The 15144-nt window shown below is 65.4% G+C and carries 15 protein-coding genes; 5 read left to right on the forward strand and 10 right to left on the reverse strand.

Features of this window, described 5'->3' with window-relative positions:
• Positions 1-7: 7 nt before the first annotated feature.
• Positions 8-847 (forward strand): glucose 1-dehydrogenase, encoded by an 840-nt coding sequence (locus tag ACWF99_RS11265; RefSeq protein ID WP_452535750.1) that lies wholly within the window; start codon positions 8-10, stop codon positions 845-847.
• Between the two features lie 449 nt (positions 848-1296).
• On the opposite strand, the gene ACWF99_RS11270 is transcribed toward ACWF99_RS11265, so the two are convergent.
• Together ACWF99_RS11270 and ACWF99_RS11275 are read right to left on the reverse strand one after the other, a co-directional pair.
• Complete coding sequence (locus ACWF99_RS11270; protein ID WP_452535751.1) at positions 1297-2094, reverse strand: SigB/SigF/SigG family RNA polymerase sigma factor; 798 nt, start codon at positions 2092-2094, stop codon at positions 1297-1299.
• Positions 2095-2122: 28 nt separating this feature from the next.
• A complete protein-coding gene (locus ACWF99_RS11275; protein ID WP_452535752.1) occupies positions 2123-2341 on the reverse strand; it encodes a hypothetical protein in 219 nt (72 codons plus the stop codon).
• A gap of 353 nt (positions 2342-2694) precedes the next feature.
• Between ACWF99_RS11275 and ACWF99_RS11280 the strand changes: the two genes are divergently transcribed.
• The 3 genes from ACWF99_RS11280 (at position 2695) to ACWF99_RS11290 (ending at position 5194) form a co-directional block, all read left to right on the forward strand.
• Positions 2695-3534, forward strand: a complete 840-nt coding sequence (locus ACWF99_RS11280; protein ID WP_452535753.1) for a hypothetical protein — start codon at positions 2695-2697, stop codon at positions 3532-3534.
• Positions 3531-4610 carry a hypothetical protein gene (locus tag ACWF99_RS11285; protein ID WP_452535754.1) on the forward strand — a complete coding sequence of 360 codons (1080 nt, stop codon included), beginning with the start codon at positions 3531-3533 and terminating at the stop codon, positions 4608-4610. The genes ACWF99_RS11280 and ACWF99_RS11285 overlap by 4 nt, the downstream gene beginning before the upstream one ends.
• A 206-nt stretch (positions 4611-4816) precedes the next feature.
• Positions 4817-5194, forward strand: a complete 378-nt coding sequence (locus ACWF99_RS11290) for a phosphatase PAP2 family protein (protein WP_452535755.1) — start codon at positions 4817-4819, stop codon at positions 5192-5194.
• Position 5195: 1 nt separating this feature from the next.
• On the opposite strand, the gene ACWF99_RS11295 is transcribed toward ACWF99_RS11290, so the two are convergent.
• Positions 5196-5708: a helix-turn-helix domain-containing protein gene (locus ACWF99_RS11295; RefSeq protein WP_452535756.1), complete on the reverse strand. Its 513-nt coding sequence runs from the start codon at positions 5706-5708 to the stop codon at positions 5196-5198.
• 411 nt (positions 5709-6119) lie between these two features.
• On the opposite strand from ACWF99_RS11295, the gene ACWF99_RS11300 reads away from it, so the two are divergent.
• The gene (locus ACWF99_RS11300) at positions 6120-6890 is read left to right on the forward strand and encodes an SDR family oxidoreductase (RefSeq protein WP_378627866.1); all 771 of its coding nucleotides are present in this window, start codon (positions 6120-6122) and stop codon (positions 6888-6890) included.
• 293 nt (positions 6891-7183) lie between these two features.
• Here the strand turns inward: ACWF99_RS11300 and ACWF99_RS11305 are convergent, their stop codons facing one another.
• The 7 genes from ACWF99_RS11305 to ACWF99_RS11335 form a co-directional block, all read right to left on the reverse strand.
• On the reverse strand, positions 7184-8407 hold the full coding sequence (locus ACWF99_RS11305; protein WP_378627869.1) for an MFS transporter: 1224 nt from the start codon (positions 8405-8407) through the stop codon (positions 7184-7186).
• Positions 8408-8419: 12 nt separating this feature from the next.
• Positions 8420-9937, reverse strand: a complete 1518-nt coding sequence (locus ACWF99_RS11310; RefSeq protein ID WP_378627870.1) for an FAD-dependent monooxygenase — start codon at positions 9935-9937, stop codon at positions 8420-8422.
• On the reverse strand, positions 9934-10632 hold the full coding sequence (locus tag ACWF99_RS11315) for a hypothetical protein (RefSeq protein ID WP_378627872.1): 699 nt from the start codon (positions 10630-10632) through the stop codon (positions 9934-9936). Before ACWF99_RS11315 ends, ACWF99_RS11310 begins: the two co-directional genes overlap by 4 nt.
• 78 nt (positions 10633-10710) lie before the next feature.
• Positions 10711-11637, reverse strand: a complete 927-nt coding sequence (locus ACWF99_RS11320) for a VOC family protein (protein ID WP_452535757.1) — start codon at positions 11635-11637, stop codon at positions 10711-10713.
• A gap of 8 nt (positions 11638-11645) precedes the next feature.
• Entirely contained in the window at positions 11646-12518 is an 873-nt protein-coding gene (locus tag ACWF99_RS11325) for a fumarylacetoacetate hydrolase family protein (RefSeq protein ID WP_452535758.1), read from the reverse strand.
• Positions 12519-12549: 31 nt separating this feature from the next.
• Entirely contained in the window at positions 12550-14121 is a 1572-nt protein-coding gene (gene mhpA / locus ACWF99_RS11330; RefSeq protein WP_378627878.1) for a bifunctional 3-(3-hydroxy-phenyl)propionate/3-hydroxycinnamic acid hydroxylase MhpA, read from the reverse strand.
• 128 nt (positions 14122-14249) lie between these two features.
• The gene (locus tag ACWF99_RS11335; protein ID WP_378627880.1) at positions 14250-15038 is read right to left on the reverse strand and encodes an IclR family transcriptional regulator; all 789 of its coding nucleotides are present in this window, start codon (positions 15036-15038) and stop codon (positions 14250-14252) included.
• Positions 15039-15144 lie beyond the last annotated feature (106 nt).

The following is a 15144-nucleotide window of genomic DNA, read 5'->3' on the forward strand; positions in this document are numbered from 1 at the left end:
TTCGATCATGGGCTTTCCCGAACAGCAGCAAAAGGTACCCGGCATCCAGGCGCAGATGTCGCCTGTCCCCGATTGTGGGGAGAAGACCTATCGCGGCTCGGGAAAGCTGACCGGAAAGGCAGCGGTGATCACTGGCGCCGACAGCGGGATCGGCAGAGCTGTCGCGATCGCGTTCGCCCGCGAGGGCGCTGACGTGTTGATCTCGTATCTGGACGAGGATCAAGACGCCCAGGACGTCGCCGACTTGGTGATCGAGGCGGGACAGCGGGCGGTTCTGGTTCCGGGTGACCTTTCGGACCCGGCGCACTGTCGTGCGGTCATCGAACGAGCTGTAGCCGAATTCGGCACGATCGATGTGCTGGTGAGCAACGCTGCGTACCAGATGACGCACACGGACCTGGCTGAAATCACCGACGAGGAATTCGCCTATACCTTTGCGTTGAATGTGGGAGCCTATTTCCATCTGGTCCAGGCAGCGGTGCCGCATATGCGGCCGGGTTCTTCGATCATCGGCAGTTCGTCGGTGAACTCCGACATGCCCAATCCGACCTTGGCGCCGTATGCTGCGACCAAGGCAGCGATCTCGAATCTATCGGCGAGTTTGGCTCAGTTGCTGGGCGACAAGGGCATCCGGGTGAACAGTGTGGCGCCCGGCCCGATCTGGACGCCGCTGATTCCTTCCACCATGCCACCGGAGAAGGTCGGCAAGTTCGGCGACGACACCCCTCTGGGCCGGGCGGGACAGCCCGCGGAACTCGCAGCGGCTTATGTCCTGCTCGCCAGCGACGACGGTAGCTACATTTCCGGTGCGAGGCTCGCGGTGACCGGCGGCAGGCCCATTCTCTGAGTTGGTCGCTGGCAGGGCGGGGACGATATGGCCTGCACCGCCCCTGGACAAAGGGTTGCGCGTCGACGGGTTAGGTCAGCGGATCACCGGCTCGGAATCGCGACCTGGGCCCTTTCCTCACCGAAATGGGCCGCTACGTCACGATGAACGTGGCTACCGGTCCTCCGTCGCCGAGGCGGGCTCGATACTGCGCCGCTTCACCAGCAGCACGATCGCCAGCACTGGGTAGAGGAACGCTCGGTCGCTGATCGATCCGATCAGCGACCGAGCGTTGCCTTCCTCTGAAGGGTCGTCGCAGGTTGTGAGCGCTACGGAAACCGACCCTTCACCCAGGAATTCGACGGCCGGACCTATTTGGATGACCCCGCCTGCCCGGTTGGTCGGGCGTCGATCTGAGGAACAGTGCAAGGTGGCTGCGAGCGGGGAGAGGGCGCAGGCGAACCAGGAGTTCAGACCGCGAGCGGTACTTGGTCGTCAGTGGTCTGCGCACGCAGATCGCCCAGCAGTCTGGTGAGCTTGCGAGACACGCTCATCTGGGAGACACCGAGGCGTTCGGCGATCTCACCTTGGGTGAGTGTGTCGTAGAACCGCCAGATCAGCAGCTGGCGATCTTCCGGCGGCAGCTGTGCCAGCAAGGGCGCGACGGTGATCGTGTCTTCAGCCAGTTGGTAACGAGGGTCTTCATCGCCGAAGGTGTCGGCGATGGTCATGCTGGGATCGCCGTCGGTATCACGTGCGGGGGTGTCGAGGCTGCGCGTCTGGAACGCGTTGGCCGCCACCAGAGTACGGGCGATATCGGTAACCGGAACATCGAGTTCGGTCGCGAGTTCTTGCGCGGTGGGGGAGCGGTGGAGTCGACGGGTCAACTCGTCGGTCGCCACCCTGACTTTGCCCTGTAGCTCCTTTTCGCGACGCGGCACATGCAGCGGCCAGATGTGGTCGCGAAAGTGTCTGCGCACTTCACCCATGATGGTGGGGACCGCGAAACCCAGGAACGGTGATCCGGTGGTCACGTCGTAGCGGTCGACTGCCATGACCACGCCGACGCGCGCGGTCTGGAGCAGATCGTCGAACACTTCACCGCGGCCGGCGTATTTGCGGGCGATGTGCTCGGCGAGCGGGAGGCAGACTTCGATGATCTCCTCGCGCAGAGCATCGTGCTCGGGGCTGCGCGGGTCGGTCAGCGCCAGGTGCGCGAACAATGGTTCGGCGTGTTCGTAGGTGGGGCGGGTGGTGGTGGTGGGCATGCGGATCAGCTCCTGGCGTTCGTAATGCTCAACGGGGGGAGGTGATTTGAAGGCCGTTGAGGCCTAGCATTTTGGAGGACATCGTCATCGCCGCACTCAGGCTGAGGGCGCCGAAGAAGGCGATGGTCAGCGACCCTGTCAGGGCGGTCAGACCCAACAGGAAGAACACGCTGGTCGCCAACACGATGGTGGTGCTGGTCAGATCCATGCTCGGCGTACTCGGTACCCGATTACGTGAGGTGGTCATGAGCGGAGGGTTGACCGTGGCGGAGGCGAATAAACCGGAACCGGTCGATGATGTTGATATAGCGACAGTTTCGGACTTCAGGGTTGAGATCTCGTGCGCGGCCATGACGACTCGACCAAATGAAGGCTGAGGGCGTAGATCGTGCTCAACGCGACTCCCCGCACGGTCTCTTCGAAGCAACCCTCATCCGGACAAGCATCGAGTGCGGCGAATAGGCCTGCTGCGTATCGGCGCTGCGCCGAAACGCTGCGTCGGACCGACAATCTGTACCAGCCTGTGCGGGTCGTGGGGGCGGGCTACTTCGCTGCAGGACAGCAAGTTGCGGACTAGCTGTCCGTTGCGGCCTCGTACAGGTGGGTGCGGCCATCGACGAGTTCGTCGCGGATCTCGCGCTCGATCTGGCGAAACTCGAAGAGCCTTCGCAGTTCGTCGTGGAAAGGGCTTGGCGGGGTGTTCGTTGCCAACGGCGCGGCGGTGAAGACCTCGCGCCACCAGGGCGCACCGATCTGATCGTGACGAATTCCACAGCACTGCAACCGAATTCAAACCCCGATACTTCACACTGGAGCCGGCTTGCGAACGTGCCTGCACTGGGACGCTGTGTAGTCGAGCCGCGACCGTGGAACCTCTTCGGCGAAGTCGGCTCGGCAATCGTCAACGGCGGCCGGCGATCGGCCAGTCGAAGTCGGGTGTGGTTGGATGATGGCGTGTTCAGCGGTCCGGCGGTCAATTCGGCGGTCGATCGTATCTTCACCATGGCGACGGTGGAGGAGTCCCAGTCATTGGATGGGTTGGTGGAGGCGGTTTCCCGGTTCCGGGGGCGGCCTTTGCAGGTGATCGAGAATTCGGCACTGCCGACCGGGGTGTTCGGGCAGTGGGTTCATTACCGCGATCACGATGAGGTCAGCGTTGCCTCCTGGGTGCAGACTCGAGACCGGACTCTTGCCCACGAACTGGGTCATATCGTGCTGGGGCATCAGGGACGGCCGGTGCTCGAGCTGGCGCAGGCGGTGCTGCCGACAGGGGTACACGAGTTGGCCGCGCTGATGTTGCGTCGAGAGTGCGGCAACGCAGGCGCGGCCGCCGAGGAATTGGCCGCCGAGCAGTTCGCGAGCGTGCTGTTGAACCGCTTGCAGCGCATCGGTCGCAAAGAGCCGCGGTTGCGGTCTCGCTGGGGCGAGGCCCTGGGGTGAACGCCATCGTGTTGGCGCCGCTGATGTGGATCGCTGTGGTGAGCCGGGCGTGGCGGTGGTGGTGGTCGCGCAGCTGGGTGCTGGGCAGCATGGTGGTGGCGTTGGGTGTCGTCGCCGTGCACCTGAGTTTGAACATCCCGGCGGTGGAGACGGTGGTGCAGGCTGTCGTGCCGATTGCCAATTTCTCGACCGGATTGCGCATGGTGCTGTTCAACCTGATGGCGGCCTCCTCGGGTGTGCTGGCCTTGGCTGTCACGACCGATCCGGAGAGAGTGGCGCGCGGGGCTCGGGTATTGGGCCTGATCGCGGTGGTCGGTTCGGTGGTGGCGATGGCGATCTTCGCCTGCGCGCCGACGGTGCCACAGGCGGCAGGTGGGTTCGAGTTCGACATCTCCTATAGCCACCTGCCCGGATACGCCGAGGCAGGCATCGCCGGTGCGCTGTTCCCGGCGTTGCTGTGCCCGGCGCTGATGGTGATGACCGCTCGTGCCGCGGATGTGCGCAGCTTGACCGGCTGGAGTTTGACTCTGCTGTCGGTGGGGCTGGCCGCCGCGACGGTGTGGGCGTGGACTCGGTTGAGCTACTTCGTGGCGGCGCGCTATCTGGGTGCGCCTCAGCTGCCCGTGGTCTTCGAAGTCACCCGGGCGGTGTCCGCCGTGGGTGTTCTGGTGATCTTCGTGGGCATGATGTTGTCGCCGGTCGTGTCGTGGGTGCGTGCCAAGCGGATCCTGTGGGCGATCGGTCCGCTGCATCGAGAGTTGACGGCGCGCTGGCCCGGTGTTCGCCGGGCGTCGCGGCGGGGCAGCAGCACCGATGAGCGAGCCGACGACCGGGTCACCGAATTGCTCGACGCCTTGAGTATGGAAGCCGAGAGCACCACGCAACCTGACGCTTGCGTGGCGGATATGACGGAAGTGGCTGCGGCAGTGGCGGGATGGCTGCTGCGGGGGCGAGCATCGTCGGCGTTCAGCAGTGCCGGTATCCGGTCGGCGGTCCTCGAGGCCGAGCTCGACCGCACGTGGGCATTGACTTTGGCACGGAAATATCGGGATGAACAGCGAGAGGTTTCGGCGTGACGGAAACGATGGTGCCGCAAGCGCGCGCGGCTCGGGTGATCACTGAGCTCGGGGCTCCCTGGGTGATCAATATCGTGACCGGGACGATCGCCGGGTTCGCTGTGGGTGCGCCAGGGTGGGGGCTTTTCGTCGCCGCGATCACAGGCGGCATTCCGATGGTCATCATCTTGGCAGGTGTGCGACGCGGTATCGCCAGCGATCACCATGTGACCGATATCGACGGTCGGCGCTGGGTGATTCCGGCGATTTTGGGCATCGTGGGCGTGGGCCTGATCGTCGAGATCGTGCAGGGCGCCCCGCGCGCTCTGATCGCGTGGACGGTGGCCGGGCTGGTTGTCCTGTTCGGCATCGGCATCGTGACCGTGATCGGCAAATGGAAGGTGAGTGTCCATACCGCGGTGAGTGCGGGAACAACGGTCCTGCTGGCGCTGATCGCCTCACCATGGTTTCTTGCCGCGCTGCCACTGACCGTCGTCAATGGCTGGTCGCGTGTGTGGCTGGGCGATCACACCCGCGGCCAGGTCGTCGTCGGCTCGATCGTGGGAGCGGCGCTCGCGGCCGGCGCCTATCTGCTCGCATCCTGAATCAGTTGTCCGCGTCGCCTTCGTCGCTGCTGCGGCGCAGCTCCCGGAACCCGACTTCGAACACCTTGGCGGGGTTGTAGGTGCGGGCGGCGACCTGTTCGGCACCCGAATCACGGATCGTGCTGATCCACGCGATGTGGCGTCGGATCTCCGCATAGGACTCCGGCGACCCGAAATAGTCGATCGGGACGCGGAATACGGTAGCGATGTCGGTCACGGTCGGCAACGTGGGTGAACGGCGTTTGCCTGACAACAGCTGCGACATGTAGCCGGTGGTCATCCCGCCCCCGTTGGCTCTGATCATGTCGACCACTTCGGTCTGACTGTAGGGACCACGACCGCGCGGATACACCGTCTCGAAGAGAAACCGCAGGCGATCAGCAAACGTCGGACCGCCTTCGGATTCTGTTGGCGTGTACTCATTTTCGAGGTTCGACATGGCCCCGGCCTCCTTCTCCGTCGTCGGTCGGCGCACCCGTCCGGCACAACTTCTAGCTACCTTATCCACCATCACAAAACTTGCTTCTGCAACTTGCACTAGCAAGCTGGCCGTCTTAGGCTCACGATAGCCGTCCTGAGCGGTCGGTTGGGTACGGGCCCGGCCAGTTCGGCGAGCCCCGGTTCGCTCGCGGAGGGGGCAAGCGAACCGCCCGAGGTTCGCAGAGACCGCAGGATGCACAATGGCGTGCGTCCTGCGGTAGCTGCCCCGACGACCCTGGTTGATCTCTACCGAGAATTCTGACAATCGCGTGACCGGGCGCCGCTACTGCGATTGTCCGGTCCAGTGCTGCAACGTGCCGAGGTCGAGCCGCTTGTACGTCGGGAGCGGTTGGCCAGATGGCCGATTCCACTGGGTTCGGAGGACCCGAATGCCATGTCCGAATCCAGCCGGACATCGACCGGTCATGTCCGTTGAATAGCTTGCATGAGCGAAACCGAAAACCTCACAACCAAAACAGCTCTGGTAACCGGTGCGAGCCGGGGCATCGGCCGTGCCATCGCTGAGCGGCTGGCCCGAGACGGTGTACTGGTAGCAGTACATTTCGGTCAGAACGACGCTGCGGCCAAGGACGTAGTCGCCGGGATCGAGGCCGACGGTGGCCGAGCTTTCGCAGTTCGTGGCGACCTCGGCTCCACCGACTTCGCCACCTTCCTGGAGGACATGGACGCGGGCTTCGCCGCCCTCGGCGTCCCAGTCGGCCTGGACATCCTGGTCAACAACGCGGGCATGACCGTCATGAAGGGCGTCGACACCATGACTCCCGCCGAATTCGACACCCTCTTCGCTACCAATGTCCGAGCCCCGTTCTTCCTGGTGCAAGGCATTCTCGACCGGCTTCGTGACGGCGGTCGTGTCGTGAATCTGTCCTCGGCCGTCACGCGGATGGCGATCCCCGACATCCTGGCCTACACCATGACCAAAGGCGCTATCGACAGCTTCACCCGCGTCCTGGCCCAAGCTCTCGGCCCGCGCGGCATCACCGTCAACGCTGTCGCCCCCGGCTATGTACTCACGGATATGAACGCCTGGCTCATCGACAATCCCGATGGCCAGCGCGAAGCCGCGTCCAACGTCGCCCTCGGTCGCGTCGGGCGTCCCGCTGACATTGCCGACATCGTCTCTTACCTCGTCAGCGACGACGCCCGATGGATCACCGGCCAAACCCTCGACGCCAGCGGCGGTACCGCCCTCTGAGCGGGTGAGGGCGGCCGTGCCGCTCTCAGTTCGAAAACGCTGCGGCGAGCTCGCTGCACAGTGCCTCGAGGGCAGATGCGGGGATTCGGGGCGCGTCGGGAGAATCGGCGCTGTGCCAGGGCACATCTCGTGCGGTACCAGCGGGTCGGGTGAAGATGTGCTGGTGAAGGTGGATGCCGGCGGCGCTACCGTCGCTGCGCCGAGTGCTTCAGCGCACGGGCAACTTTCACCGGTCAGGCAGCCGTATCGCCACTGTGACGATACGGCTGCCTGTTTCCCATTGCCGCTGTCCGTCAATCCTGCGGCTGTTCTTCCAGGGGTGTCGATGCGAAGGTTCGGGGGAGCATCGCGACGGCAACCGATCCGATGATCGCGGGAACCATGAAGGCGAAGAACCCCACTCGTGGCGAGGTGAACATGGCCGTGGCCAGCGACAGGTAGCTGGGTCCTGCGATGGCGCCCAGCCTGCCGATTCCCAACCCGTAGCCGAGCGCGGCGCCGCGCAGGTGTTGCGGGTAGAAGGCCGACATGCACGCGATGATCATGTTCTGGCAGCCCAACGCGCCCACTCCCGCCAGTGCGGAGGCCACAAGCAGCAGCGGTCGCGGCTGGTTGGTGCTCAGGACCAACAGTGCCAGTGCCGCGAGAAGGAACGTCAGCGAGGTGACGACCTTCAGGTGGCCGCGGTCGGCATAGACCGCCAGCGCAACCCCGCCCACCGCAGCGCCGAAGGTGAAGGCAATAGAGAATTCGAGGGAGGAACTGAGGTTGTAGCCGTTGCGCATCATCACCGTCGGGAGCCAGGCGGTCGTGCTGTAGACGAGAGCCATGCTGGCGAAGGTCGCTGTCCACAGCAGGATCGTGCCGGTACGGCGACCGGGAGCAAGCAGGTGACCGACCTGTTCACGACCGGATTTCGGGACGGCACGCAATCTCGGCGTGGCAGGCAGCGTGCGCCAGATCAACGGTGCCAGCAGAATCGGGAGAGCGCCGATGAGGAAGATCACCTGGAAGTCGTGCTGGGGCAACAGGAATCGTCCGAGGAGTGCCGAGGCGGTACCACCGACACCGATGGAGCCCATGGCGACGGCCAGGTGCAGTGTTCGTCGACGTGTGGGGGCGTTGTCGCCGACCAGGGCTCCGACGAGTGGTGCGAGGGCGCCGACACCGATGCCGGTGGCGAATCGTGCCGCGCCGAGTAGCGCCATGGTCGGTGCGAAGGCGGCGGCCAGCATGGACACGGAGATCCACGCGACCGCGATGGTCAGGGGGCCGCGGCGACCCCATCGGTCGGCGCACCAGCCGGCCAGGATGGACCCGAAGGGCATGCCGACCGCGGTGATGCTGCCGAGGGTGCCCAGCGTTGCCGGGCCGGCATGCCAGGTCGGGTCGTGCAGCAGGCTGGGCCCGATGGTGCCGAGGGCGAACAGGTCGTATCCGTCGATGAACAGGATCAGACATGCGAGCACCAGCACGCCCGCACTACGCTGGGTGGGCAGCTTGGTGGTAGTGGCCATGGTGGTTCCTAACTAATTGGTGTGGCCGATTGCCCGGCGCAGGGCTTGTGCTGCGGTTCCGGGTGCTCCGGCGACCCAGGCGACGTGCTGATCCGGTCGAACCAGACTCAACTCGATGGGATGGGACAGCAGTTCCAGTGGGACTGAGGCTGCGGTGGCCGCGGCGGCGAATTCGGTGACGCGAGGATCGGTGAGGTCTCCGACGAGAGTGAAGCCGTGCCCGAGACGGTCGTAGAGCGACTCGCCCGGCGAGAGCCAGCGATGGGTGAGGCGGCCGCCGGTGCCTGCGGCGACGACCGGTGACCCGTCGTAGGTGTAGTCGAGAACCAGTCCGAGGCTGTGGAATTCCCCGTCCTTCGTGCGCTGGATCTGCTCGGCGATGTCGGGCCGGATCGTGTCGAACTGATCATCGACGAGGCGCTGGTCGGCCAGTTGCGACGGCAATGTCGCCATGTTGGTGGCGGCCTCGTCGATGGTGCGTGCGGCGATCGGTCGGCGTTCGCTCTCGTAGCTGGCCAACAGCGACCGTGGCGCCCAGCCGGCGACCACCGCCGCGAGTTTCCAGCCGAGGTTGATCGCGTCGCCGACCCCGGTGTTGAATCCGTGTCCGCCCCAGGGCGGGTTGAGGTGGGCCGCGTCACCGGCGAGGAACACCCGATCGGTGCAATACCGGTCGGCCAGCAGCATTTTCGCTTTCCACGGATCGGTCGCGACGATCTCGGCATCGATGGCCTCACCCACCAGCGCGTGCACGAGGGCGCGTGGATCCGCTTCACCGGCCTTCTGGTCGACGCCTTGCGCGATGCACCACCAGGTGTCCCGCAAATCGAGTCGCCCCATCACTCCGGGCCGGTCCGGTCGCACGATCCAGTAGTGCACCGCGGGGCCGTGCGGGACGCGGTCGGCGAGATCCGGTGCGCGGAAGACGATGTTGAAATTCGGTCGTTCATCGGCGGATCCGTCGTATCGAGCGCCGATGGCCTCGCGGACGGTGCTGTGGGCACCGTCGGCGCCGACGAGGAAGTCGCAGGTGATCCTGGTGAGGCTTCCGTCGCCATCGATGATCTGAGCATCGATGCCATCCGGGCGTTCGACGAAGGAATGCAGTGATCGACCGGTCCGCAACTCGGCGTATTCCGAGGTGGCGACCGCAGCCCGCAGCACTTGTTCGACGGCGGGCTGGGGTATCTGCTGGCCCGGTTCGGCCGCGCGATCAGAGCCACCGAGTTCGAGGCCGAAGCATTTGTCGAACCGGGTGATCTCCTTGCCCAGCAACGCTGTGGCGAAGACGGCTTGATCCGACCAGTCGACGGGCAGCCCGGCGCGGTCGCGGATGGTGTCGGCCAGTCCCCAGCGGCGGAACAGTTCCATCGTGCGAGCCGATGTCGTCTTGGCTCGCGGCCGCAGCCACGACACCTCGCTGCGCGGTTCGACGATCACCGAGCGCACCCCGTGATGCGCGAGTTCCAGACTGGTGGCGAGCCCGACGGGTCCGCCACCGCAGATGAGTACGGGAACGTAGTTCGTCATTTCGCCGGACTGGGTGCGGGCTGGTTGATGGTGGTGAAGTACTGGACTGCCGCCATGACCGCGACCGGTGCGGTGATCAACAGCTGACCGGCCACGGTGCCCAGCGCGCCGACCGCGAGGACGCCGCCGATGCAGCCCACGGCAGCCGCGGGAATGAACGGACCGAACAACCCGATGATGGTGGCCGAGGCGATGGTGGCGCCGGCGATCCCGCCGAGCACGCAACCCACTGCGGCCCCGCCGATTCCACCGACGACCGTGCCGACGCTGGCACCGAGGGTGATCGTGCTGGTGAGCCGCGACCATGCGGCTTGTTCGCGCTCGTACTGGGTGCGCCACGGGGCTTGGTCCTCGTACGGGAGGGCGACCGGCTTGTACACGGCGTGAGCCCGATCGAACTGAGGGGTCAGTGTTGCGGTTCGATCGTGCACCTGCGCGGCGATCGGGAAGACGAAATCATCGACGCGGAAGGACAGTTCGGTGCCTGCCACGACTGTGCCGTTGGCGGCGCGGAGGGTGAAGACGCCGTTGTCGACCGCCATGGAACCGGCATCGGTGCTGATCGTGGTGGAGTGCTCGTCGGTGCGGGCGGTGAATCCGACACCGTTGTCCTCGGGCGCGGCGTGCGCCGATGGGGCGATCACTGTCAGCAACGCGGTGGCCGCGAGTGTGGAGGCGGCGATGGTCTTCCTCATGGGGTTCCTTCGGGGTGGGATGATCGCGGTGCATCATTGCGCCGCAAGGGATCGGAAGTTGACAGCTGGCCGCGACGCTCAGGCGCCGGTCGAATGCGCGCCGGTCATGAGTGCGGCCAGGTCATCGGGTTCGAGAAACGATGCCGGTGGCGGTGGGCCCCAGGCGTACAGGCCCTGCAATCCTTCGAGGACCTGGGGCGACCACAGGTCGTCCTCGGGGATGGTGTCCATGTCGGAGTAGTACTCGGAGAAGTTTCCGGCCGGATCACGCAGGTACCAGAAGAAGTTCGCGCCGGCGAAATGGCGTCCGAGTCCCCAGGTGTGCCGTTCCGGATGGTCTTCGAGCATGCGGTGCGCGCCACGGCCGACCTCGTCGACATCGTCGACTTGCCAGCTGGTGTGGTGCATGAAGTTGACCGGCGCGGCCATCACCAGCACGTTGTGGTGTTCGACCGAGCAGCGCAGGAACGCCGCCTTGTCGCCCATGTAGTCACTGATCTTGAACCCGAGGCCTTCGGTGAAGAAGCCGCGGGTGGTGTGCAGATCCGTACTGCCGATGACGACATGTCCGAGCTTGCGCGGTCGAACCCGGCCGCCGCGTTCGAGGAAAGGTGCTCTGCCCCAGCGGTCGATGCGATCCGGGCCGTTGTACGCCGTTCTGGCTACCGCAGGCTCGATGCGGATGCGGGGGCGCACGGAAACGATGACCGGGGTTCCGGTGACAGGTTCGATGGCGCGCACCGATTCGGCGGTTGCCTGATTCGGCACTCCGTGCGCGGTCAAGCGCTGTGCGGTGGCGGCGATGTCGTCAGGATCGTCCGCGGCGACGGTCAGTTCGAGTAGCCGTCTGGTGGGCGCGTGGGAGATACGGAGTTGTTCACCGCCGTTGCGGGTGGCGAATCGGCCGTGGCCGAGGTGTTCCAAACCGAATTCGGTGTAGTAGGAGATGGTTTCGGCGACATTGGGAACGCCGATGCTCGCTGCGGCGAGACCGTGCAGTGCCATGGGTGCTCCTACTCCGACGCGCTGTTCTGGAAGAGCTGGTGCAGTTCGCCGATGCCTTCGATGCGGCTGTCGAGCCGTTGACCCGGCTGGATGAAGCGCTGCGGATCGCGGCCGACGCCGACTCCGGCCGGGGTGCCGGTGAAGATGACATCGCCGGGGAACAGCGTCACTGTGCGCGACAGGGTCGCGACGAGATCGGAGACGCTGAAGATCAGGTCGCGGGTACGGCCCTTCTGCAGTTCCTCGCCGTCGAGACAGCACTGCAGTTCGAGGTCGTCGGGGTTGTCGAACTCGTCGGGGGTCACCAGCCACGGGCCCTGCGGGGAGAACCCGGGGAACGACTTTGCGAGCCCGAACTGCGGTGCGGGGCCGCGCAACTGGGAAACGCGCTCGGAGATGTCCTGTCCGGCGGTGAGGCCCGCGATGTGCTCCCACGCTGCCGCCGCGTCGATGTGATGGGCCGACCGGCCGATGACGATGACGAGTTCGATCTCCCAGTCGATATTTCCGCCGGCGGGCAGCGTGACGGTGGAGTCGGGGCCGGTGAAGCTCGAGGAGTACTTGGTGAACACCGGAGGCAGATCGGTCGGTGCCTCGAACCCGGACTCGGCCGCGTGTGCCCGGTAGTTGAGGCCGACGGCGAAGACCTGACGTGGGCAGGGGGAGGGGGCGCCGAGGTGTTCGCGCTGGACTCCGACCGCGTCGGACGAGAGTTCGACGCGGCCACGCGCCCAGTCGGTGAACGCGTCCCACTGCTCGTAGACGGCCGGAAGGGCGGGGCCGAAGTGGCCCTGGGACGCGGTCGCGATGTCGACGGCCTGCTCGTAGCCTTCGGTGCCGACGATGAGCGCCGCCCGGTTTCGATAATTGGCGATACGCATAAGGGGTGTGTCTCCTCTGTGTTGGGTTCGGTCAGCCGACGTGCGCGGTGACACGCAGGCTCGTGCGGTAGTGCGACACCATCTGTGCGATCTCGTCGAGATCGGTGACGGTGGCGAAGATGTAGTGGTCGGGGCGGGCCAGCACAGCCCTGATGTGGTGATCGGAGAACCATCGGGCCCACCCGCCGTCGAAGTCGCGCAGATCAGCGGTGGCGCCGGCACCGATACTGAAAGCTCGTGTCTCGCTGTCGGCGAGCTGACGCGTCGACTCGGCTCCGAGCAGATCGTGAGCGGAAGCGTCACCGTGAATCAGCAGGACCGCGCCGGAACCGGTGGCGTCGTCGAGAAGCTGTGGCAGGCAATCGTGTTCGATCGCCAGTTGAGGAAGCAACGTCCCACGCAGTCCCGCGGGATCCAGCGTTTGCGCGATGACTCCGGGACCGAGGATCGGCTGCGCGGTTACCGGCAGCACGACGGCGGGATTCGCGAGGCCGGCGATCATCCGCGCGTCACGCTCCTCGGCATGGCTCTCATCGAGCACGCAGATCACCTTGCCCAGCTCCACCGACATCGAGATCGCGTGTTGCAGATGGGTTTTGCGTTCGTCTGTGTAGGTGTCGAGCAACGACAGCTCGGAGACACCGCGCAGTACCCGGTCGAGTTTCCAGCTCAGATTGGCCGCGTCGCGGATTCCCGAACACATGCCCTGGCCCGCGAACGGCGGCATCAGGTGGGCGGCGTCGCCGGCGATGAGGACTTGTCCCCGCGACCACCGCTGCGCCCACCTGGCGCTGAAGGTGTAGACGCAGTGGCGTTCGAGTTCGGTGTTCGCCGGTGTGCGGCCCCACGGTCGCAGCAGTCGCCACACGGATTCGGTGGTATCGAGTTGTTCGGTGGGTTCGCCGGGCAACCGCATGAATTCCCACCGTCGTCGGCCGGGCCCACCGGACACGATGGTCGTCGGCCGGGCCGGATCGCACAACTGCCAGTTCTGCGGTGACCAATCCCGATCGTCGAGTGGCACCGTATCGACGATGAGCCAGTCGAAGTAGAACCCGAGATCGACGACCTCGGTATCGAGATGTCCGCGGACCGTGCTGTTGGCGCCGTCGCAGCCGAGGACGAATCGAGTGGTGATCGACGTCCCGTCGTCGAGGGCGACAGTCGCACCGACGTCGTGTTGAACGATTTCGAGGACTTCGGCGCCGCGCCGAATCGTGACCTCGTCCATCGTCTCGACCGCGGTGGCGAGGACGTGTTCCAGCTGTGGCTGGGAGAAGAAGTTCGCGACCGGCCATCCGTTGGGACCGAGTCCGGACCAGTCGATGCTCACGAGTACGTCATCGGCGCGGTTACGCCACTCATAGCAATCGGGCACCGGTTCCGAGATCGCTCGCACGGCGTCGGTGAGCCCCATGGACTGGAACACTCGGCCGATCTCGTCGTCGAAATGGACTGCCCGGGGCAGCGGATACGGCTGTGTCCATCGCTCGATGACCAGCACGTTGTGGCCGTAGCGGCCGAGCATTCGGGCTGCTGCCAAGCCCACCGGCCCAGCGCCCACAATCACGACGTCGTGGGTGGGCTCTTGATTCGGCCCCATTGCCTGCACCTACTCCCTGACTGAGGTATGGATCACAGTCACAGTAGGGAGGTGTCCTACATCGCAAAAGCAATGTCCTGTATATCGAGACAGATATCAGGCTGAGCAGGGAGTTTACTCGGGCGAGGTCAGGCGTCGCGGAGTTCGAGCTGGTGAGAGATCGCCGCGGCCGCGTCGCGGACGGCGGCCTCGACGTTCTTCAATTCCGCGCGGGGGACCCTGGTGGCGAGGGCGGCGATGCTGATCGCCGCGCACACCGAACCGGACGCGTCGCGGATAGGGGCGGCCACGCCGAGGATGTGGTCGTCGAGTTCTCCTTGGGAGATCGCCACGCCGCGCCTGCGGATGTGCACCAGGCGCGCGCGCAGGGCGTCGGGATCGGTCAGGGTCTTGGCGGTGAATCGCTCGAGCGGAGCTTGGTTGAGGACGGAGTTGACCTCGGCGGGATCGGCCCAGGCCAACAGGACCTCCGCGGCAGCGCCGGCGTTGATCGGCAGAACGTGACCGCGTTCGTAGGAAAGCCGCACCGTGTGTTGCGGCTCGACCAGATCGAGGCAGACAACCGAACGTCCGGAGCGCCGCGTCAGCAGCACTGTCTCGTTGACCGTGGCCGCCAGCGCGCGCATCGGCGGCATCGCGACATCGGTGAGCCCGAGACCGGCGCGGGCCAGGCGCGAGAGTTCGAAGATTCGGGGACCGAGGCGGAAGCCGTTGGTCGCTTCCTCGATGAATCCGGTATTGACCAGGCTCTGGATGTAGCGGTAGCCGGTCGATCGGGCCACGCCCAGTTGCTCGCCGATCTCGGCGCCGGTCCACACCGGCTTGTCGGCGGTGAACAGCAACAAGATGTCCAGCGCGCGGTCGGCAGTGGAATTGCGCTCGCGATATGCGCCCGGGGCGCGGGTTCGTCCAGTCATGAACACACAGTAGAACGCCGATCGAGTCCTGTAAATCAGGACAGTGCTTACGAAAAGCAGGACAACGCTCCTACTGTGGCGAGCATGACATCACCGTCGATGAGGC

The organism is Nocardia sp. NPDC055002 (genome assembly GCF_053608825.1).